The organism is Marinobacterium sp. xm-d-579, assembly GCF_013282935.1.
Taxonomy (GTDB): domain Bacteria; phylum Pseudomonadota; class Gammaproteobacteria; order Pseudomonadales; family Balneatricaceae; genus Marinobacterium_E.
The window spans coordinates 227,859-246,835 of the sequence record NZ_WBYP01000001.1 but is presented as its reverse complement, the minus strand read 5'-3'; the positions used below and the strand labels follow the sequence as shown (position 1 = coordinate 246,835).

General features: G+C 47.7%; 20 protein-coding genes. 6 read left to right on the top strand and 14 right to left on the bottom strand.

Annotated elements, in window-relative coordinates:
- Nucleotides 1–5: 5 nt before the first annotated feature.
- Nucleotides 6–1,457, bottom strand: coding sequence for an Asp-tRNA(Asn)/Glu-tRNA(Gln) amidotransferase subunit GatA (gatA, locus tag XMD579_RS01295; protein ID WP_173494692.1), 1,452 nt, complete (start codon nt 1,455–1,457; stop codon nt 6–8).
- Between the two features lie 19 nt (nt 1,458–1,476).
- The gene (gatC, locus tag XMD579_RS01290) at nt 1,477–1,764 is read right to left on the bottom strand and encodes an Asp-tRNA(Asn)/Glu-tRNA(Gln) amidotransferase subunit GatC (RefSeq protein ID WP_173480502.1); all 288 of its coding nucleotides are present in this window, start codon (nt 1,762–1,764) and stop codon (nt 1,477–1,479) included.
- Nucleotides 1,765–1,959: 195 nt separating this feature from the next.
- Here gatC and XMD579_RS01285 point away from each other — a divergent pair, with 195 nt between their 5' ends.
- The 6 genes from XMD579_RS01285 to XMD579_RS01260 are packed head-to-tail and all read left to right on the top strand — an operon-like array spanning nt 1,960 to nt 10,195.
- Complete coding sequence (locus XMD579_RS01285; protein ID WP_173480503.1) at nt 1,960–2,997, top strand: rod shape-determining protein; 1,038 nt, start codon at nt 1,960–1,962, stop codon at nt 2,995–2,997.
- Nucleotides 2,998–3,031: 34 nt separating this feature from the next.
- On the top strand, nt 3,032–3,868 hold the full coding sequence (mreC, locus tag XMD579_RS01280) for a rod shape-determining protein MreC (protein WP_173480504.1): 837 nt from the start codon (nt 3,032–3,034) through the stop codon (nt 3,866–3,868).
- A complete protein-coding gene (gene mreD / locus XMD579_RS01275) occupies nt 3,861–4,352 on the top strand; it encodes a rod shape-determining protein MreD (protein ID WP_173483326.1) in 492 nt (163 codons plus the stop codon). The genes mreC and mreD overlap by 8 nt, the downstream gene beginning before the upstream one ends.
- The gene (locus tag XMD579_RS01270) at nt 4,352–4,936 is read left to right on the top strand and encodes a nucleoside triphosphate pyrophosphatase (protein WP_173505680.1); all 585 of its coding nucleotides are present in this window, start codon (nt 4,352–4,354) and stop codon (nt 4,934–4,936) included. Before mreD ends, XMD579_RS01270 begins: the two co-directional genes overlap by 1 nt.
- Nucleotides 4,937–4,947: 11 nt before the next feature.
- Nucleotides 4,948–6,426 (top strand): ribonuclease G, encoded by a 1,479-nt coding sequence (gene rng, locus XMD579_RS01265; protein WP_173505679.1) that lies wholly within the window; start codon nt 4,948–4,950, stop codon nt 6,424–6,426.
- A 10-nt stretch (nt 6,427–6,436) separates the two neighbouring features.
- Nucleotides 6,437–10,195, top strand: a complete 3,759-nt coding sequence (locus tag XMD579_RS01260; RefSeq protein WP_173505678.1) for a YhdP family protein — start codon at nt 6,437–6,439, stop codon at nt 10,193–10,195.
- A gap of 9 nt (nt 10,196–10,204) precedes the next feature.
- Here XMD579_RS01260 and yjgA read toward each other — a convergent pair whose 3' ends face one another.
- Genes yjgA through XMD579_RS01200 form a run of 12 tightly spaced genes read right to left on the bottom strand, consistent with a single transcriptional unit; the run spans nt 10,205 to nt 18,920 of the window.
- Nucleotides 10,205–10,726, bottom strand: coding sequence for a ribosome biogenesis factor YjgA (yjgA, locus tag XMD579_RS01255; RefSeq protein WP_173488568.1), 522 nt, complete (start codon nt 10,724–10,726; stop codon nt 10,205–10,207).
- A gap of 2 nt (nt 10,727–10,728) precedes the next feature.
- Nucleotides 10,729–12,084, bottom strand: a complete 1,356-nt coding sequence (gene mgtE / locus XMD579_RS01250; RefSeq protein WP_173480510.1) for a magnesium transporter — start codon at nt 12,082–12,084, stop codon at nt 10,729–10,731.
- Nucleotides 12,085–12,113: 29 nt separating this feature from the next.
- Complete coding sequence (locus XMD579_RS01245; protein ID WP_173483320.1) at nt 12,114–12,383, bottom strand: HPr family phosphocarrier protein; 270 nt, start codon at nt 12,381–12,383, stop codon at nt 12,114–12,116.
- An 8-nt stretch (nt 12,384–12,391) separates the two neighbouring features.
- On the bottom strand, nt 12,392–13,252 hold the full coding sequence (rapZ, locus tag XMD579_RS01240) for an RNase adapter RapZ (protein WP_173505677.1): 861 nt from the start codon (nt 13,250–13,252) through the stop codon (nt 12,392–12,394).
- Between the two features lie 2 nt (nt 13,253–13,254).
- Entirely contained in the window at nt 13,255–13,713 is a 459-nt protein-coding gene (locus XMD579_RS01235; protein WP_173480513.1) for a PTS sugar transporter subunit IIA, read from the bottom strand.
- Nucleotides 13,714–13,725: 12 nt separating this feature from the next.
- Entirely contained in the window at nt 13,726–14,016 is a 291-nt protein-coding gene (gene hpf, locus XMD579_RS01230; RefSeq protein ID WP_173480514.1) for a ribosome hibernation-promoting factor, HPF/YfiA family, read from the bottom strand.
- Between the two features lie 52 nt (nt 14,017–14,068).
- Complete coding sequence (locus tag XMD579_RS01225) at nt 14,069–15,568, bottom strand: RNA polymerase factor sigma-54 (RefSeq protein WP_173505676.1); 1,500 nt, start codon at nt 15,566–15,568, stop codon at nt 14,069–14,071.
- Between the two features lie 30 nt (nt 15,569–15,598).
- Nucleotides 15,599–16,324: an LPS export ABC transporter ATP-binding protein gene (gene lptB, locus XMD579_RS01220; protein WP_173480516.1), complete on the bottom strand. Its 726-nt coding sequence runs from the start codon at nt 16,322–16,324 to the stop codon at nt 15,599–15,601.
- Nucleotides 16,325–16,326: 2 nt separating this feature from the next.
- Complete coding sequence (lptA, locus tag XMD579_RS01215) at nt 16,327–16,836, bottom strand: lipopolysaccharide transport periplasmic protein LptA (RefSeq protein ID WP_173483318.1); 510 nt, start codon at nt 16,834–16,836, stop codon at nt 16,327–16,329.
- On the bottom strand, nt 16,811–17,401 hold the full coding sequence (lptC, locus tag XMD579_RS01210) for an LPS export ABC transporter periplasmic protein LptC (protein ID WP_173480518.1): 591 nt from the start codon (nt 17,399–17,401) through the stop codon (nt 16,811–16,813). The genes lptA and lptC overlap by 26 nt, the downstream gene beginning before the upstream one ends.
- Entirely contained in the window at nt 17,398–17,934 is a 537-nt protein-coding gene (locus tag XMD579_RS01205; protein ID WP_173505675.1) for an HAD family hydrolase, read from the bottom strand. Before XMD579_RS01205 ends, lptC begins: the two co-directional genes overlap by 4 nt.
- Nucleotides 17,934–18,920: a KpsF/GutQ family sugar-phosphate isomerase gene (locus XMD579_RS01200; RefSeq protein WP_173505674.1), complete on the bottom strand. Its 987-nt coding sequence runs from the start codon at nt 18,918–18,920 to the stop codon at nt 17,934–17,936. The genes XMD579_RS01205 and XMD579_RS01200 overlap by 1 nt, the downstream gene beginning before the upstream one ends.
- Nucleotides 18,921–18,977 lie beyond the last annotated feature (57 nt).

Sequence of the window (18,977 nt, the reverse complement as noted above, 5' to 3'; positions counted from 1 at the left end):
TCTCCTTATGCCGTAACCGGTGACAGGGTGTGCCACTCTGTATTTTGTTGGTATTGGTGAGCTACGTTCAATAGGCGAGCTTCGTCAAAGTAGTTCCCTATCAACTGAAGGCCAACAGGCAAGCCGTTTACCTGTCCACAAGGTACGGACATACCGGGAAGACCAGCCAGGTTTAACGACAGTGTGAAGATGTCCTCCATGTACATTGCGACAGGGTCATTCACTTTTTCACCAATGGTAAACGCAGGGCTTGGTGTTGTCGGCCCAACAATGACATCGACCTCTTCAAAGATGCGCATGAAATCTTGTTGGATTAAACGGCGAATCTGTTGAGCTTTGTTGTAGTAGGCGTCGTAGTAGCCGGCACAGAGTGCGTAGGTTCCAACCATGATGCGGCGTTTAACTTCAGAGCCAAAGCCTTCGCCACGAGTCCGTTTATAGAGGTCTTCCAAATCTTGTGGGTTCTCGCAACGGTAGCCATAACGTACGCCATCAAAACGTGACAAGTTTGACGATGCCTCCGCCGGAGCAATGATGTAGTAAGCCGGAATCGACATGCGTGTATTCGGAAGGCTAACCTCTTTGATTGTGGCGCCCAGCGATTCAAGCTGTTTGATCGCTGTCTCAATCTGAGCCGCCATTGCACTGTCTAAATCGGCACTCATAAACTCTTTCGGAACTCCGATTTTTAGGCCTTGAAGCGAGTTGTTGAGCGACGCAGTGTAATCCTCAGTCGGTTGTGCCGATGAGGTTGAGTCCATTGAGTCCTGTCCCGCCATGACGTTCAGCATAAGAGCACAATCCTCAGCACTGCGAGCCATTGGACCGCCCTGATCAAGCGAAGAGGCGTAGGCAACCATGCCGTAACGAGAGACGCGTCCATAAGTTGGCTTGATGCCGGTAATGCCACAGAACGCTGCCGGTTGGCGAATCGAACCACCTGTATCTGAACCTGTTGCTGCAGGTGTTAGTCGTGCTGCGACTGCAGCAGCAGAACCACCTGAAGAGCCTCCTGGTACACGGCTTGTATCCCAAGGATTTTTACAAGCACCATAGAAAGAGCTCTCGTTGGTTGATCCCATCGCAAACTCATCCATATTGGTTTTACCCAACATAACGGCGCCCGCTGACTTAAACTTTGCTACTACGGTAGCGTCATAGGGGGACTCAAAGTTATCCAACATTTTGGAGCCACAACTGGTTTTGACCCCCTCGGTGCAAAACAGATCTTTGTGCGCGATCGGAAGTCCTGTGAAGGTGCCCGCTGTGCCCGCTGCAATACTCTCATCAGCTGCTTTTGCTTGCTGCAGAGCCAGTTCAGGGGTGGTGGTGATGAACGAGTTGTACTCGCTGTCACAACGGTTGATGCGATCGATAAACGCTTGGGTAAGCTCAACACTGCTCACAGTGCCATTGCGAAGGTCTTGAGCCAGTTCGCTCAGTGTTTTTTCAAACATATCTCTAATCCGAATCCTGTTACTCAATGACTTTAGGGACAAGGAAAAGCCCCTCTTCAACAGCTGGTGCAACCGCTTGAAGTTTATCTCGTTGATTCAGCTCGGTAACTTCATCAGCACGCAAGCGTTGGACTGCATCCAGTGGGTGTGCCAATGGCTCCACACCGTCTGTATTAATCTGCTGCATCTCATCAATAAGATTTAAAATGCTGCTTAGGTTTTCGGTGTAGGCCGGAATATCCTGCTCGTTCAACTCTAAACGGGCAAGATGGGCAATACGTTCAACATCGGAGCGATCGATGGACATGCTTAACCTTCTTTCTTTAAATGGTGTGATTGAAACTATTTTGCGGCTGTAAGAAGTGGAAAATAGTTTCGTAAAAACATTGTGATGGCGCGTAATCTATCACATTTGCGCCTTGCCCAAAATCCCCGTCGTTGCTAACATTCTTTGATTAATGAATTGGCTTCTAAAGTCATCGCTTATAAGGTTTTAAATCCAATGTTTAAAAAGATTCGTGGTCTCTTTTCTAGCGACCTTTCCATCGACCTGGGAACTGCCAATACGCTGATCTATCTTCGAGATAGTGAGATCGTGCTAGATGAGCCATCTGTAGTGGCTATCCGCCAGCAAGGCAACCAGAAGACCGTAGCGGCTGTCGGTACCGATGCAAAAAGAATGTTGGGTAGAACGCCAGGCAATATTACCGCTATTCGTCCATTGAAAGATGGTGTCATTGCTGATTTCCACGTGACTGAAAAGATGCTTCAGTACTTCATCAGTAAAGTTCACAACAACAGTTTCCTTCGTCCATCGCCTCGCGTTCTGATTTGTGTACCTTGTAAGTCAACTCAGGTTGAGCGTCGAGCAATCAAAGAGTCTGCAGTAGGTGCAGGTGCTCGAGAGGTCTACCTAATCGAAGAGCCAATGGCGGCTGCGATCGGTGCTGGTCTCCCAGTTGATGAGGCAACCGGTTCGATGGTTGTCGATATCGGTGGCGGTACCACTGAGATTGCGGTGATCTCGTTGAGCGGTATCGTCTACTCTGAATCTGTTCGTGTCGGCGGTGACCGATTTGACGAGGCGATTGTTACTTACGTTCGTCGGAATTATGGAAGCTTGATTGGTGAAGCGACAGCCGAGCGAATCAAACAAGAGATAGGTACAGCCTACCCAGCACCTGAAGTGCTAGAGATTGATGTGCGTGGTCGTAACCTTGCTGAAGGTATCCCACGTATGTTCACGCTTAACTCGAACGAGATTCTTGAAGCCCTTCAAGAGCCTCTCCAGTCGATTGTTCAAGCCGTTAAAGGTGCACTAGAACAGTGTCCACCTGAATTGGCAGCGGACGTTGCTGAGCACGGTATTGTTTTGACAGGCGGTGGTGCACTGCTAAGAAATCTTGATCGCCTTCTGACGGAAGAGACCGGCCTTCCAGTGATTGTGGCAGAAGATCCATTGACCTGTGTGGCTCGTGGTGGCGGTAAAGCACTTGAGATACTGGATAAACAGGGTTTTGAGTTACTGTCACGTGACTGATCTTTAATAACGGCAACGCGAAGGGTTTAAAGTCATGATCTTTAAAAGTGGTCCGTCGCGTTTGCTGTTTACTCTTCTCATAATCGTAGCGCTCTCTATCGTTGCGCTCGATCTTACCTCCAATAAATTTCGTGAAGGCAAAGCCTATCTAAACCTTGTTGCTACCCCCTTGCAGTGGTTGGTGGATTTGCCAGTCAAAATGGCAGGTGGCGTTTCAGATGTGGTGGTCAGTCGAGCCACACTGATTGCAGAGAATGATGAGTTGCGAACAGAAGCCATTCTGCTAGAACAAAAAGTGCTACAAAACGCGACTCTTGCCAGTGAAAATCGCCGTTTAAGAACTTTGCTGAATGCTCGCCAGAAAGTGGAGGAAGAGGTTCAGATGGCTGAGTTGATCGGCGTTAGCTCTGACCCTTTTCAGCATGAAATATTGATTAACCGCGGTGAACAGGATGGAGTTGTTATTGGGCAACCTGCACTGGACTCCGGCGGTATCATGGGTCTTGTCGTTGATCTTGCGCCCGTCACCAGTCGAGTCATGTTGGTGACTGACTCTAGATCCTCTGTGCCTGTTCAACTCTTACGTACGGGTTTCCGTACCCTTGCGCTCGGTAGTGGATCCACTACTGAGCTCAAACTGGACCACATCCCCAATACTGAAGATATTCGTATTGGTGACCTACTTGTTACCTCTGGGTTGGGCGGCGTCTTTCCAATGGGTTACCCCGTCGCTGAGATAACCGAATTTAGACAGGAGCCTGGTCGCTCCTTTGCAGTGGTCAGAGCAAGGCCAACGGCAACGCTTGATAAGAGCCGCTATCTGCTTTTGGTTCAGCAGGTGAATGGATTAAAGAGGTTGGAGAGTGAGTGATCAAGCCTCTGGTGGTGGCTTTTTTGTCACACTGGCTACTTTTCTGCTAGCAATAACGCTGAGTCAATTTCCTTTGGACAGCTCTCTGCAGTGGTTCCGGCCAGACTTCGTTCTGTTGGTTCTTTTCTTTTGGCTTATTTGGGCCCCCAATCGTGTTGGCTTAGTCTATGCGTTTTTTATTGGGCTATTACTGGATTTAATGCGAGGCTCAGTGCTCGGTTTAGGTGCTCTATCTCTGACTCTGATTGCCTTCATTACACAGTTACTGCACAGTCGGTTAAGAGTGTTTCCAATGCTTCAGCAGTCCTTTGTGTTGCTGCTGTTGGTGGGGCTGAATCAATTGATCTACTATTGGATGCAAGGTCTGGTTGGAAATTCTGCTGATACACTGCTGTTTCTTTTGCCGGCTTTGACCAGTGCGCTTCTCTGGCCATTCGTGTTTATGACTTTGCGTCGCTTGGCACGATCCTTGGATTTGAACTAATGAACGTGGTTTTGGCCTCTCAGTCACCTAGACGACTGGAGTTATTAAAACAGATAGGGATCTCTCCAGAAGTGCATCCGGCTCATATCGATGAGACACCACTGAGCGAAGAAACGCCTGAGGATTATGTAAACCGCCTGGCACGCAATAAAGCCGAAGCCGTTGCACAACACTACCCAGGGGCTCTGGTAATAGGGTCCGATACCAGTGTAGTGATCGATAATCAGATATTAGGGAAGCCTGAAAGTCCTGATCACTTCTTTACTATGTTTAAACGCCTGTCGGGTGCCCAACATCAGGTTATGACCGCAGTGGCTATTTCTGATGGTCAACAGACTCGCAGCGAAGTGGTGATTACTCAGGTTAGCTTCTATCCTGTAAATAAGAGAGAGATGGAGCGCTATTGGCTCAGCGGAGAACCTCAGGATAAAGCGGGTGGATATGGCATTCAGGGCTTGGGTGCACTGTTTGTCAAAGAGATTAAGGGAAGTTACAGCGCAGTCGTGGGTTTGCCGATCGCTGAAACTGGAAAGATTCTAGAAAAATTTGGATTCTCAGCGTGGACTCAAGGGTCTGTTGAGTAAGGAGTAAGGTTTTGGGTGAAGAGATACTGATTAACTTCACACCGATGGAGACTCGAGTCGCAGTCATTGAAAATGGCATGCCGCAAGAGATCTATGTTGAGCGTGCAAAACGTCGCGGGATTTTAGGCAATATCTATTTAGGGCGAGTGGTTCGAGTACTGCCAGGCATGCAGGCTGCATTTGTCGATGTGGGGCTTGAGAGAGCTGCTTTCATACATGTTGATGAAGTCGTTGATCAGTCTCTGACACCGGATGAGCGTGCTGCTCTCTCCATTGCTCAGGTGTTGCGTGAAGGCGAATCACTGCTAGTTCAAGTCACTAAAGACCCTATTGGCAGTAAAGGGGCCCGCCTGACGACCCACATATCACTGCCATCACGCTACTTGGTGTTAATGCCAGATGCCTCTCATATTGGGGTCTCTCAAAGAATCGAAGATGAGGAGGAGCGGGATCGCTTAAAGCAGATTCTCAGATCCGAGTTGATCGACTCTGACGATGAGACAGCTGAGCCCGAGTTTGGTTACATTCTGCGAACTGTGGCTGAAGGCGTGACAGAGATGGAATTAAAAGCCGATATCAGTTTCTTACATCGGTTGTGGGAGAGTATTCAGAACCGAGTCAAAGGGGCGAAAGCGCCGGCAACCGTCTATGAGGACCTGCCGCTCAATATGCGAGCACTCAGAGACATGACTCATTCTGAAATTGAACGTATCAGAATTGACTCTAAAGAGACCTTTCAGCGTGCACAAAGCTTCGCTCGCACACTAGTTCCTGAAATTGAATCGAAGCTGGAATACTACCCAGGTGAACGTCCTATTTTTGACCTCTTTAACGTTGAAGAGGAGATGGAGAAGGCTCTGGGTCGCAAGGTTGAGCTTAAGTCGGGTGGCTACCTGATCTTTGACCAAACCGAAGCGATGACCACGATTGATATCAATACCGGCGCTTTTGTCGGTCATCGCAATTTGGAAGAGACGATATTTAAAACCAATTTGGAGGCTGCGACGGCGATTGGTCGACAACTGAGGCTTCGTAATTTGGGTGGCATTATTATTATCGATTTTATCGATATGGAAGACCCAGAACACCAGCGTCAAGTTTTGCGAACTCTTCAGCGACAGCTAGATAAAGACCACGCTAAATGCAAAGTGACTGGCGTATCCGAATTGGGGCTGGTTGAAATGACGCGTAAACGTACTCGTGAGAGTTTAGAGCAGGTTCTGTGTGAAACCTGTGAGACCTGTTCAGGTAGAGGCATGATTCGCACGCCTGAGACGGTGTGCTATCAAATCTTTCGAGAGATCTTGCGTCAACATAGGGCCTACGATACCGACTCCTATTTGGTCATTGCGGCTAAAGCCGTGGTTGATTACTTGCTGGATGATGCATCAGACCATGTCGCTGAACTGGAGTCGTTTATTGGGAAAACGATTCGCTTCCAGAGCGACACTCACTACAACCCAGAACACTTTGATGTGGTTCTGAGGTAGCGGGGAATTCATGGTTCGGCATACGCTTTGGGTCAGTTGGTGGGTTTTGATGGTGGCAGCACTGTTAGCCATCCTGCTAACGGCTGTGCGTCTAGCATTCCCTTTGCTGGGCGATTACCGAACTGATATTGCGGCTCAGCTTAGTCAATACCTTGGTATTGAAGTCACCATAGGCGAGCTAGAGACTGGCTGGCGCGGTCCCTATCCAACCTTTGAGTTCAAAGAGATCCATTCGGATATTGACTACCTCAAATCAAAGCAGATCGAGTTTCACCTCCAAAACATCTCGTTTGAATTCGATCCATGGCGTTCATTGATTGATGCTGCGCCTATTTTTCAACGGGTCACGGCACAGGGTCTGAATGTAAAGTGGCGTCAATCTGAAGGGCGGTGGTTAGCTGACTCGAATCAATCAAAGACCGATAATCGCGCAATCGATACGTTGATCGCTATTCTATTTGAACAGCCTTCCATCGAGTTTTCTGAATCACAACTTCATCTGATTCCAGAATCAGGTCGCTCTCGTTTCATCAATCTGGACAATATGTCTCTTGAAAGCAGTGAAACAGAGCATCAATTGAGCGGTAGTTTTTGGATGCCAGTGTTGGGTCAAGATAGTCGCATGCGTTTTGCGATTCAGCACCAAGGTCAATCCTCAAACGGTCAGCTACTATTACCTTTCTATGTTGAACTCGATAACATTGGCTCAGAGTTAGCCGATCTTGCAGGGGTCGAACAGCGCTTCTCTCTTAGTGCGAATGCGCGGCTATGGGGGCAGTTGCGTGGTGCCAGTCTGGATTATCTTGTCGGTAATTTATCAGCCAATAGCTTGCAACTGGTACTGCCCGATGAGCTTGGTGAGCTGGCACTAGAGCAGCTTTCAACAAATTTCTCTGTTCAGTCGGTTGATCGTGATTATCAGCTGCAACTTCAAGATTTTTCAGCCCTCTATCAAGGCAGTGAATTCACACTGCCAACGACTGCGATCGATTTAAGTACTGGCGTCAATGGTTGGACGGCAAACCGAATTCAACTGGCTGAGCTCAATCTATCAGACCTGTCGGCTCTTGCGCTGAACCAGCCTTTGGGTGATCAAAGCAGAGAGGTGATTAAATCGCTCTCTCCCGGTGGTTTAGTCAAAGGGTTAACCGTTGATCTTAGCCAAGGATTAGAATACCTCTCAGTAGTCGGTGAGTTGTCAGATGTGTCGGTCAAATCCTGGAAAGGTTCACCTGCTGCATCACAGTTGAATGGTTCGTTTTATGTTTCAAGTGACCGCGGCTGGGTAGATATTGACAGTCAGCAGCTTGTCATGGAATTTCCAACGGTCTACGACTGGGCATTGCCGTTTAATTTTGCGCAAGGACGTGTTAATTGGCAACTTCACAGTGATTATGCGGCCGTTGGATCTGATCTATTAGAGCTGGGTCTGAATAACATCCGAACACGAGGGCAGTTCTCGATCGATCTACCCTATGATAAAGAGCAACAAGCGCTACTTAATCTATCGATGGGGCTTGAGGGTGCAATAGCCCGAGAGGCACTCCTGTTAACTCCGCCTAAGGTTGTCGGTGAAGGGCTTTATAGCTGGCTAAACAGAGCGCTGATTCAAGGTGATGTCAAAGAGGCGGGTTTAGTTCTGGTGACTCCGACTAGGTCTGTGGCTGATAGACCTAAGCCATTGAGCGAACTCTACATTGCGGTAGAGAATACAACACTAGATTATCAATCACCCTGGCCCGTGTTGAACCGGGCTGAAGCGATCATTCATGCTCGAGATGGGTCCGCTCGTGTTCAGTTAGAGCAGGGCAGTGCCGCAGGCACTGAGATCGGTTTTGCAGATCTTTGGATGGAGAGCGGGTCGGGTGAACTCAAGACCTTGTTAGCGATTGAGGGTTCAGCGTTTGATTTGAACAGTCTATTTCACAGCCAGGCGTTGGCTAACAGTGTTGGCAATAAGCTAGGGGATTGGCAGATCTCTGGTAGTCATAAATCATTAGTGGATTTACAAGTTCCTCTCAAAGGAGGTTCCCCTAAACTGCAGGTTCAATCTGAGCTGAATCGTGGTGTTTTCATCTCCGAAACCCAACGGGTTGCCGTAACGGATATAGACGGTACTATTGATTTTGATTTAGAGAGCGGACTGTCGGCTGAGGGTTTGAAAGCAAGCTTCTTAGGTCGAACTTTTGATGTTGATATCTCAAGTGACTCAACCGCTACTGATATTCAGATTGCTGGTCGAATTGATTCTCAAAGATTGATGCAATGGGCTGGTATTCCTTTGTCAGGTGTTATCTCGGGTGAAATTCCACTCAACTCGACATTAAAACTTTGCTCTAAAGAGTGTCAATCGACTCTTAAATTGGAGTCTCAACTAACGGGTACCCGAGTAGATGCTCCAGACTATTTGGCACATCAATCTTCCGATATTAGCCGTTTGAGCCTTTTGATGACCTTGCAGTCATCACCAACCTTGCAGCTTAATTATGCTGATCGTTTAAAGGCCCATCTAAATCTAGGTGAGCTTTTAACCGGTAATATTCGTCTGGGCGGCAATCAGGCGAGCTATAAAATATCTGATCGCCTTCACATTGATGGATCCCTACCTTCAATTGAAGTTGAGGAGCTACTTGGGTTTATTGATGCTCTATCAGAGCCTAAAAATGGAACTAAAGAAAGGCTTTCCGTTACAACAGCCATCGAGATCGGACAGCTGAATGTTGGAGCTCTTAAATTTGAGTCAATCCTTGCTGAGGCGAGCAATCCTAACGATCGGTGGTCTATTGCACTGGATGGCCGTGATATTCAGGGTGTTATAGATTACAAGCTTGCTGATTCCAGCTTGAACTTAAATCTTCGCCACCTTCACCTGCGCACACCAGAGAGCGATCCATCGATAATAGAACCAGAAGTTCCATTGCCTGATCCGACACCCATCGAGGTGATTAGCAAAATACCTTCAACCAACATTCTGATAGAAAATCTTGTGTGGAATGATGATCATTGGGGTCGTTGGACAACCCATCTACTTCCATCAGGCAACAGTCTCTTGATCGATCAATTGGAGGCCGATGTCGCAGGTATCAGCTTAACCGGACAGGGGATCTGGTCAGTCGGTGAGGGCGAGCAGAGTCGCATTGCCCTGAGCGCAAAAGGCAGCAACCTTGCTGACTATCTTGAATCAATGGGTGACCCAAGAGCGATAGAGACCAAAAGTCTCTCCGCTGAGTTTGCACTGAGCTGGCCTGGTGCACCTTGGTCATTCAGTCGTTATCGCCTAGGAGGTGATCTGCAATTTGACCTTCGAGATGGGCAGATTACTGAAGCAAAAGGTAACTCAGCGCTTCTTCGATTGTTCGGAATACTCGATTTTAACAATCTATTTAAACGTCTGCGCCTCGATTTTAGTGACCTTTATAAATCCGGTATCACCTTTGATAAGTTGGTCGGTAAGTACCATTTAGAGGGTGGGGTTGCTAAGACTCAAGAGCCACTTATTATGAGAGGCGCCTCGGCAGATTTGACTGCAGAAGGCTCTTTAAATCTAATCAACAAAACGGTGGATAAACGGGTCGATGTGATTTTGCCGTTAACCGGTAACTCACCGCTGGCCGCCGTTCTACTTGGGGCCCCTCAGGTGGCAGGAGCCCTGTTTCTTATCGACAAGTTGATTGGGGATAAGATCAACGAAGCGACTAAACTGAGCTATTCAATGACAGGCCCTTGGAGAGAACCTGTGCTTGAAATCATTAATAAGAGAGATCGTTAAATGTTACTCTCAAGACTCGTCATCTAAGTCACGAAGGTACTGAAATACCTTTCTGAAATTGGCCGGTGGCTTGTTCTCTTTGCGCTCTTTTTGAGCATTTCGAATCAAAGCTCGTAGATGCTGCATATCACAGTTTTCAAACTTCTCCATCACCTCAGAGAGCGCTGACTTGTCTCCGGCTATCAATCGTTCACGCAACTGCTCAAGTGCATGAAATTTCTGGTTATGAGCAGCGCTAGCTGAGTCGAATTGGTCAATGGCGACACGAATGGCATCGGCATCCTCTGTGCGCATCAATTTGCCGATGTACTGCAGTTGACGTTTTTTCGCACCATTAGAGGTGATTCTTGTCATCTCTGCACAGGCCTCTGCTAGGCGTTCAGACATGGGGACTTTCGCTTGTTGATCAAGTCGTAACTCAGTGATGCGACCACCCAGTTTTTGAAGCTCTTCAGCTTCTCGTTTAACCTGGCTGCGGCTGACGAGTTCGATCTCTTGATCACTCTCTTTTGAAAAATTTTTACTGCTCATAATTAACCGTAGAAAAAGGTGGCTAGTCCGAGGAAGGCAAAAAAACCTACCACGTCTGTAATGGTGGTGAGTAATACACCCCCGGCTAGTGCTGGATCGATTCCCGCTTGCTTAAGGGTCAGTGGCAGAAGGCTGCCTGCCATAGCGCCCGCGACTAGATTGATCACGATGGCCATTGCGATCACTATACCGATGGTCATATCTTGGAACCAGAGGACAGCAATGGCGGCCACTACAACAGCCCAGAGTGACCCGTTGATGATGCTAACGATTAACTCACGGTTAAACAGCCAGCCAATATTGTGTCTTTCAATGTGTCCAAGTGCTTGGCCACGAATGACAAGAGTGAGGGTTTGACTGCCGGCGATGCCACCCATTGAGGCGACGATGGGCATCAGTACTGCCAAGGCTACAACCTGATCGATGGTGGCTTCAAACAGGCCAATGACGGCCGAGGCCAAAAAAGCGGTAATAAGGTTAATTCCCAGCCAGACTGCACGACGGCGACTGGTTTTTAGTACCGGAGCAAAGGTGTCTTCATCCTCGTCCAGACCGGCCATGCTCATCAGTGAGTGATCGGCGTCTTCTCGAATGACGTCGACTACGTCATCGATGGTGATACGACCTAGAAGCTGTCGATCCTCATTGATAACAGGGGCCGAGATCAAGTCGCGCTGTTCGAAGATTCGAGCTACCTCTCGTTCAGGAAGATCGGCAGGGATTGCATGGTCATTCTCGGTCTTCATGATTTCACGAACCAGCATCTGTGGGTCTGAAATAAGAAGTCGAGTAATAGGAAGTACACCGATTAGTGCGTTGCGTTTGCGACTCACTACGAAAATACTGTCGGTACTGTCAGGAATCTCACTGTGTCGACGTAGATAACGAAGCGCCGTCTCAACCGTAATATCAGGTCGAATGGTTACCGTATCGGTATTCATCAGACCGCCGGCCGTATCATCAGGATAGGAGAGTACCGCTTCAACACGTTGGCGATTCTGCAAATCCATGTTTTGCAGCATCTCTTGCATGACCGTGTCAGGAAGTTGCTGAAGAATATCGGCTAAGTCATCGACATCGAGTGACTCTGTCATCGCCAAAATTTCTGCCGCGTCTAAATCGCTGACAATTTCAGCCTGAATATCTTCACCGAGGTGTTGTAGAACCTCACCCTCTATCTCTGGGTTGAGCAGGTTCCATACAATGCGACGTTCGCGAGGAGGGGTTTTCTCTAGAAGGTGAGCAACTTCCACAGGCCGCATGCCCTTGTTGAGCATGTAGCGAATCTGTTTGAGATTATCTGATTGAAGGGCTTCGCTTAACGTATCTAGAGCGATCGGTGCTTCGTCCGTACTCATGCAGCCCTCCTTTACGAGTAGGTTAGTCTCTACTCATCTTCGTCAAAACGGTTATTTATGATCTCAATCACGGCATCCATCGCGGCGGATTCATCAGCGCCATCCGTTTGTATGATTAGATCTGTTCCTTGGGATGCAGCCAACATCATAATGGCCATAATGCTTTTAGCATCGACTGTTTTGCCATCTTTTGTGATTTTGATGTCACAACCAAACTTACCTGTTACGCCAATAAGTTTAGCCGCTGCACGCGCGTGTAGTCCCAATTTGTTGATTATAGTAACGTTTTTTTCAATCATTGCGAAACTTATTCTGATAATTCTCGATGGCGTACTTGGATGTTATCCATTCTGTCAGCAAAGCGAGATGCAAGGCTCTCCGCAATGTATACAGAGCGATGTTGGCCGCCCGTGCAACCAATGCCAACAGTAACATAGCTTCGATTATTTGTTTTGAAATGGGGAATCCACTTCACAATGAACTGCTCTATGTCATTAATCATTTCAATCACTTCATCGGAAGCGTTGAGAAACGTTTTAACCGGTTCATCTTTCCCAGAGAGAGGGCGCAACTCTACAAACCAGTAGGGGTTAGGAAGCACCCTGACGTCAAAGCTGAAATCAACATCTAATGGAACGCCGTGTTTGAAACCAAAGGATTCAAACTGTAAAGAGAGCGCTTGCTCTTTACGCTGTGCGACCCTCAATTTAATGGTGTCACGCAGTTCATAGAGTGAAAGCCGAGTGGTATCAACTCTCATGTCCGCAGAGCTTGCGATAGGTTCAAGCAGATCTCGTTCTAAGGCTATTGCCTCTTCCAGTCCAACATCTTGGTTGCTCAGCGGGTGTTTTCTTCGAGTGGCGCTGTACCGTTTCAATAGGGTCGCTTCTGATGCGTCAAGATACGTGATCTCTATGCCTATATCTTCTCTAGCCCTCAAGGATTCCATGATCTCTGGGAAGGCTTTTAGGTCGGTATGCTGATTGCGGGCATCAATGCTCACAGCAATCAGAGGTGCGTTATTCTGGTCGTTAAGCATCTGCTCGACCAACGCTGGCAATAGCGTCGCCGGTAGGTTGTCTATGCAATAGAACCCAACATCTTCAAGTGCTTGCAAGGCGGTACTCTTCCCTGAACCACTGCGACCCGAGATAACAACGACTCTCATGATCAGACCTTTGATAGCTCAGTTGCTTTATTGAGTAGGGCCTCAGAATTCGTGCAGTCTCTGAGAGAATTGAGGGCTTCGGGCTTGCTGAACAGCTCGGCTAAACCAGCCAGTGTCTTAAGGTGCTCATCATTTCCATCATCGGGCACGATCAGTGCGCAGACAAGATCGACCGGCGCTGAATCGATTGAATCAAAATCGACACCGTCATCAAGTGTGATTAAGCAGGCGGATGCTGTTGAACAGCCCGGAATTCGACAGTGGGGTATACCCACGCCAGAGCCAATTCCTGTACTGCCTAATCGTTCACGATTAAGAAGGCCTGTAAAAATTTCATCTTCTGTTACGCCATCAACTGAAGAGGCCAGCTTTTCGCTGGCCACTTGTAGAAGGCGTTTTTTACTGGCGACTGACTCCCGGCAGGCGGTTGTTTCAGTCGTCAGTAGGTCACCTAGTTGCATGTTGTCGTTCGTTTATTTGTGAGATTTCATTTTTTCTTTATGCTTGATGATTTGGCGATCAAGCTTATCCACTAAGCCATCAATCGCTGCATACATGTCATCATGCTCATCAGAAGCGACCACTTGGCCACCGGCTAAGTGAACATCAGCCTCGGCTTTTTTACCCTGCTTTTCGACACTGAGAGTAACTTGTACATTCTGAATGTTGTCGAAGTGACGTTCTAGCTTATCGAACTTGTTACGTACGTATTCACTTAGAGCTTCAGTCAGGTCCACGTGATGACCAGTAATATTTATCTGCATATGACTTCTCCTCGTCTTAGGCGGAGTGAAAAAATGAGGCCGCCCACCTCAATTAAACCAAACGCTTTCTCTCATTTGAAGGTGGAATGTTGAGAACTTCGCGATATTTAGCAATGGTTCGTCTTGCAACATTCACCCCCTCTTCATCTAGTAGTGTAGCAAGCTTACTGTCACTTAGTGGCTTGCGAGGGTCTTCTTCTGAAATTAATTTTTTAATGATTGCTCGAATCGCAGTTGATGATGCACCACTGCCGTCACTGGTAGCCACCTGACTCGAAAAGAAATATTTCAATTCAAAGACACCGCGCGGGGTGTGCATGTATTTTCGAGTTGTAACACGGGAGATGGTGGATTCATGTAGATCAACGGCTTCAGCAATGTCGTGAAGAATAAGAGGCTTCATCGCCTGTTCACCCTGCTCGAGAAAACCGATCTGTCTAGTAACGATCTCCGTTGAGACCTTTAAGAGGGTCTCATTGCGGCTTTGTAAGCTCTTTATGAACCAGCGTGCATCCTGGAGATGGTCTTTTAAAAATTGGTTCTCCGCGGAGTTGTCTGCACGTTTAATCATGCCTGAGTAGACATCATTGATACGTAGTTCAGGGACTACGTCGTTATTGAGAGTGAGTGTCCACTCCCCCGCGCGTTTACGCACGATCACGTCCGGTACGATGTAATCAGTATCACCCAGATCTAAAGAGTCTCCTGGTGTTGGGTTAAGTGATTGAATCAACCTAACCACCTCTGACAGTTGCTCCTCTTTGAGCCTCATACGGCGCATCAAAGATTTAAAATCTCGACTGCCCAACAGGTTTAAATAGTCGGTCGCTAGGCGCAGTGACTCTGCGCGCCAAGGTGTCTCTATGGGTAGCTGTCTTAACTGGATTTTCAAACACTCTGCAAGATCACGGGCACCGACACCGGGTGGGTCAAACTGTTGAATGCGGTGAAGTACTGTCTCCACCTCATCCATTTCCACTTCAAAAAAGAGTTCAGGTAGCTCCTCTTGGCAGCTGAGAAGAATGTCCTGCAGATCGGTGATCAGATAGCCACGATCATCGATAGAGTCAATAATCATCTCAGCAATGTATCGATCAACATCGCTGAAATTAACCAGATTCAGTTGCCAATTAAGGTGGTCTTGGATGGTTTCAACCGCAGCGTCATTATCACCTGGCATCCAATCATCATCACGATTGGAATTTGAAGAGCTTTGGTAAGTATCGTCCCATTGACTGTCGGTTGAAAGCTGTTCAGGTATGTCATCAGTAGACCAGCTATCTTCCGGCTGAGACGATTCGAACGTCTCTTCGATCTCTGAATTAGATTGGGTCTCATCTGAGGTTGATGACTCTTTTTGCTCAATGCTTTGAGAGTTCTCTTCACTCTGATCTTCTTCATCGGCTACCTCCAGTAGTGGGTTACTATCGAGTGCCTCTTGAATCTCTGTCTGTAGCTCTAAGGAGGAGAGTTGCAGCAATTTGATCGCTTGCTGCAATTGTGGGGTCATGGACAGGTTCTGTCCGACTTTGAGCTGTAAAGAGTGCTTCATTAAAATGATAATTACTTAAAAGTGTGAGAGTTACAAGCGAAAATCATTGCCCAGATAAGCCTCTTTAACGGCTTGATTCATCATGATCTGCTCAGGCTCACCCTCTGCAAGAATGTTACCCTCACTAACGATGTAAGCCCGTTCGCAAATGTCGAGAGTCTCTCTGACATTGTGATCGGTTATCAGGACGCCAATACCTCGATCTTTAAGGTGCCTGATGGTCTGTTTGATGTCGCTGACAGAGATGGGGTCTACACCAGCAAAAGGCTCGTCCAGTAGGATGAAGTCAGGGTCGTTTGCTAGGGCTCTTGCAATCTCAACTCGGCGTCTCTCACCCCCAGATAGGACCATCCCTTTGGACTCTTTGATGTGAGTGATATGGAACTCTTCTAGTAGAGATTGAGCTTTCTCGTGTTGTTGATCTTTGGTCAGGTCTTTTCTCTGCTCCAGTATGGCCATCAGGTTATCGTAGACACTCAGCTTTCTGAATACAGAGGCCTCTTGCGGAAGATAGCCTAAGCCGCGTTTTGCGCGCTCATGAATAGGCATTCTAGTGACGTCGTCGCCATTGAGACGAATGTTGCCTCGATCCGCTCTGACCAGACCTACAATCATATAGAAGCAGGTTGTCTTACCCGCACCGTTGGGCCCAAGCAATCCGATAATCTCACCAGGCTCAACAGTGACGGACACATCTTGAATAACAGAGCGTCCTTTGTAGCTTTTGGCTAGGTGGAGGGCTTCGAGTGAACTCATGGTTAATTATCTTTTTTAGGCTGAAGAACCATTTTGACACGCTGGCTTCCGCTCTCACTGCTAAAGGCTTTTACTTTAGAGTTCGCCATGTCGTAATTAATTTTAGCCCCAGTGAACTCGTCACCACCCTGAGTCACTCTAGCGTTCCCCGTAATTAACAGCAGTTGAGAGCTTACTGTGTAATCCAGAGTTGAGCCGGTTGCATAGGTAATCTCTTGGTCCAGTTGAGGGCGTTGTTCGAAGTAGGCTGGAGCACCTTTTGAGATGATCTGATTGATGGTGTCATCATTACCACGTAACAGATCGACGGTTTCACCTTTAAGCACCATTGATCCCTGGGTGATGATGACGTTGCCTGTGTATCGAGTGACTCCTTTGGCCTCATCAATATTAGCTGAGTCTGCCTCTACGTAGATGGGTTCGTCTCGATCGGTTGGCAGCGCTAAAGCTGATCCACTAAGAACAACTGTAAAGGCTAGAAATAGGTTACTGGTCAGTGCTCGAAGCGACATAGGCCCCCCTCACGGTTGAATGAAGATCTAAGGTGTTTAATTCCGTATTCAGTGTCATGCCAACCCCTTTGGTTGAACCCTGGTTGTTCAGAAATTCGACGGCTACATCACTGGTCGCCAGATTCTGTTCTGGAAAGTAGCTCAACTGCTCTGTGAAGAGTGCAGTGTCTTTCTCAGAATCTGGATTATGGTGAAGCTCTACACTGCCTTCAAGGTCTAGTTGACTGTTGTCGTCAGCAAAAAAGCCCAGATCAGCATTGATGGTGTGTTCAGTCGTGCCATCTTGGCGATAGCCTACTGAGAAAGGTGTTGTTAACTTCATCTGTTCTGAGTTAACTAAATGCTCTGCTCGCGGAGTGTGGGTGACAGAGCTTAGATTGCCCGCTTCAGACCAACGAGTAAGAGTGGCGTCTATTACAAAAAAATCAATTCTGTTCGGGTTCTCTTTTAGGAGTACGCCCTCTTCAATATCGCCTTGATTCAATAACAGTGTGAAGATCAAAAAAAGAGCAATCAACGTCGACGCAATGGCTAATCGAATTTTCGCTCTGAGATTAGTGATCACTTAAACCGCTCCAACGCGCCGTCTAAGGTTCCTTGGCAAGCCATAATCAATTCACACAACTCACGTGCAGCTCCGCGACCGCCTGATTGAGTCGTAATATGATCGGCGTTCTCTTTAACGAGCCAGTGACCATTCGGAACGGTGACGCCAAAGCGAACCGCTTTTATGGCCGATAAGTCAGGCAAGTCATCGCCGATGTAGGCCGTGTTTGAAGCGTTAAATCCGGTGTTTTTCCAAAGCTCTTGAAGTGCGGTTAATTTATCTTCTCGGCCTTGCTGTATGTAATTAATACCCAGCGACTCAGCGCGTTGGATGACTTGATTAGATTGTCTACCGGTAATGATGGCGGTTTTTACGCCGGATTCCATTAACAGCTTTATGCCAAGGCCGTCCAGTATATTGAAGCTCTTAATCTCACTGCCATCGGCTAAGAAGCTAAGATTGCCCTCGGTCAGTATGCCATCAACATCCATCACCAGTAGTTGAATGGGTTTGATTAGTGCTATCTGTTCTTCTGTTGGATTGGGACGCATTAGATGACCCCTGCTTTTAACATATCATGCATGTTCAATGCCCCGGCTACTCTCCCTGTCTCATCTAAAGCAATGAGAGCATTTATTTTTTTATCCTGCATGATCTGTAAAGCTTCGGCGGCCAACATCTCAGGCGTCACTGTTGTGAAACTCTTTGTCATGACAGAGTCGATTGTCGCTTGGTTTAGATTCACGCCCTGGTCAATGGCACGGCGAAGGTCACCATCGGTAAAAATGCCAAGGGGTAGGAGATTGTCATCCACAACGGTTGTCATGCCTAGGCGTTTTTGGGTGATCTCCAAAAGCGCTTCTTGAATGAGAGTGCCTGGTGAAACTGAGGGAACTTCGTCTCCAGAGTGCATTAAATCACTCACTTTCAACAGCAGTCGACGACCCAGCGCACCGCCGGGGTGTGAAAAGGCAAAATCTTCTGCACTAAATCCTCTCGCCTCCAAAAGAGCCGTTGCGATCGCATCGCCAAGCACCAGTTGTGCAGTCGTACTGGAGGTGGGGGCGAGATTAAGTGGGCAGGCTTCGCGTTCGATAGGGGTCACAAGGCTGATATCAGCACTGGTTGCCAACGCTGAATGGGGTTTAGAGGTGATTGAAATGAGCGTAATCCCTTTGCGTTTAAGCAGAGGTAAAATGGTAACGACTTCGTTGGATTCACCTGAGTTGGAGAGGGCAATGACAACATCTTCTTTCGTGAACATGCCCAGATCGCCATGACTCGCCTCGCCTGGGTGCACAAAAAACGCGGGTGTTCCGGTGCTTGCTAGAGTTGCTGCTATTTTGGTGCCAATGTGCCCTGATTTGCCCATGCCGGTCACGATGACACGCCCTTTGCAGTTCAAAAGAGAGTGACAAGCTTGGTTGAACGCTTCACCAAGAGAGTCATTTAGGGCTTGTATAGCCTCTTGCTCAATCGAGATGGTCTGTTTGCCTGCGCTCACGTAATCGAATCGAGTAGTGTTGGAGTCGGACAAGGGTCGAGATCCTTAAGTTCGCGTTAATACTGTTTAATTTACAGTATATTACTGTTT

What these genes read in the sequence shown, in the direction of transcription:
- XMD579_RS01205 (WP_173505675.1), bottom strand. Translation starts at nt 17,934, where the DNA reads ATGCGTCCCAATCCAACAGAAGAACAGATAGCACTAATCAAACCCATT.
- XMD579_RS01285 (WP_173480503.1), top strand. Translation starts at nt 1,960, where the DNA reads ATGTTTAAAAAGATTCGTGGTCTCTTTTCTAGCGACCTTTCCATCGAC.
- lptA (WP_173483318.1), bottom strand. Translation starts at nt 16,836, where the DNA reads ATGTCGCTTCGAGCACTGACCAGTAACCTATTTCTAGCCTTTACAGTT.
- lptB (WP_173480516.1), bottom strand. Translation starts at nt 16,324, where the DNA reads ATGAGTTCACTCGAAGCCCTCCACCTAGCCAAAAGCTACAAAGGACGC.
- XMD579_RS01260 (WP_173505678.1), top strand. Translation starts at nt 6,437, where the DNA reads ATGGTTCGGCATACGCTTTGGGTCAGTTGGTGGGTTTTGATGGTGGCA.
- XMD579_RS01235 (WP_173480513.1), bottom strand. Translation starts at nt 13,713, where the DNA reads ATGCAACTAGGTGACCTACTGACGACTGAAACAACCGCCTGCCGGGAG.
- mgtE (WP_173480510.1), bottom strand. Translation starts at nt 12,084, where the DNA reads ATGAGTACGGACGAAGCACCGATCGCTCTAGATACGTTAAGCGAAGCC.
- mreC (WP_173480504.1), top strand. Translation starts at nt 3,032, where the DNA reads ATGATCTTTAAAAGTGGTCCGTCGCGTTTGCTGTTTACTCTTCTCATA.
- gatC (WP_173480502.1), bottom strand. Translation starts at nt 1,764, where the DNA reads ATGTCCATCGATCGCTCCGATGTTGAACGTATTGCCCATCTTGCCCGT.
- rapZ (WP_173505677.1), bottom strand. Translation starts at nt 13,252, where the DNA reads ATGAGAGTCGTTGTTATCTCGGGTCGCAGTGGTTCAGGGAAGAGTACC.
- hpf (WP_173480514.1), bottom strand. Translation starts at nt 14,016, where the DNA reads ATGCAGATAAATATTACTGGTCATCACGTGGACCTGACTGAAGCTCTA.
- XMD579_RS01270 (WP_173505680.1), top strand. Translation starts at nt 4,352, where the DNA reads ATGAACGTGGTTTTGGCCTCTCAGTCACCTAGACGACTGGAGTTATTA.
- XMD579_RS01225 (WP_173505676.1), bottom strand. Translation starts at nt 15,568, where the DNA reads ATGAAGCACTCTTTACAGCTCAAAGTCGGACAGAACCTGTCCATGACC.
- XMD579_RS01245 (WP_173483320.1), bottom strand. Translation starts at nt 12,383, where the DNA reads ATGATTGAAAAAAACGTTACTATAATCAACAAATTGGGACTACACGCG.
- gatA (WP_173494692.1), bottom strand. Translation starts at nt 1,457, where the DNA reads ATGTTTGAAAAAACACTGAGCGAACTGGCTCAAGACCTTCGCAATGGC.
- yjgA (WP_173488568.1), bottom strand. Translation starts at nt 10,726, where the DNA reads ATGAGCAGTAAAAATTTTTCAAAAGAGAGTGATCAAGAGATCGAACTC.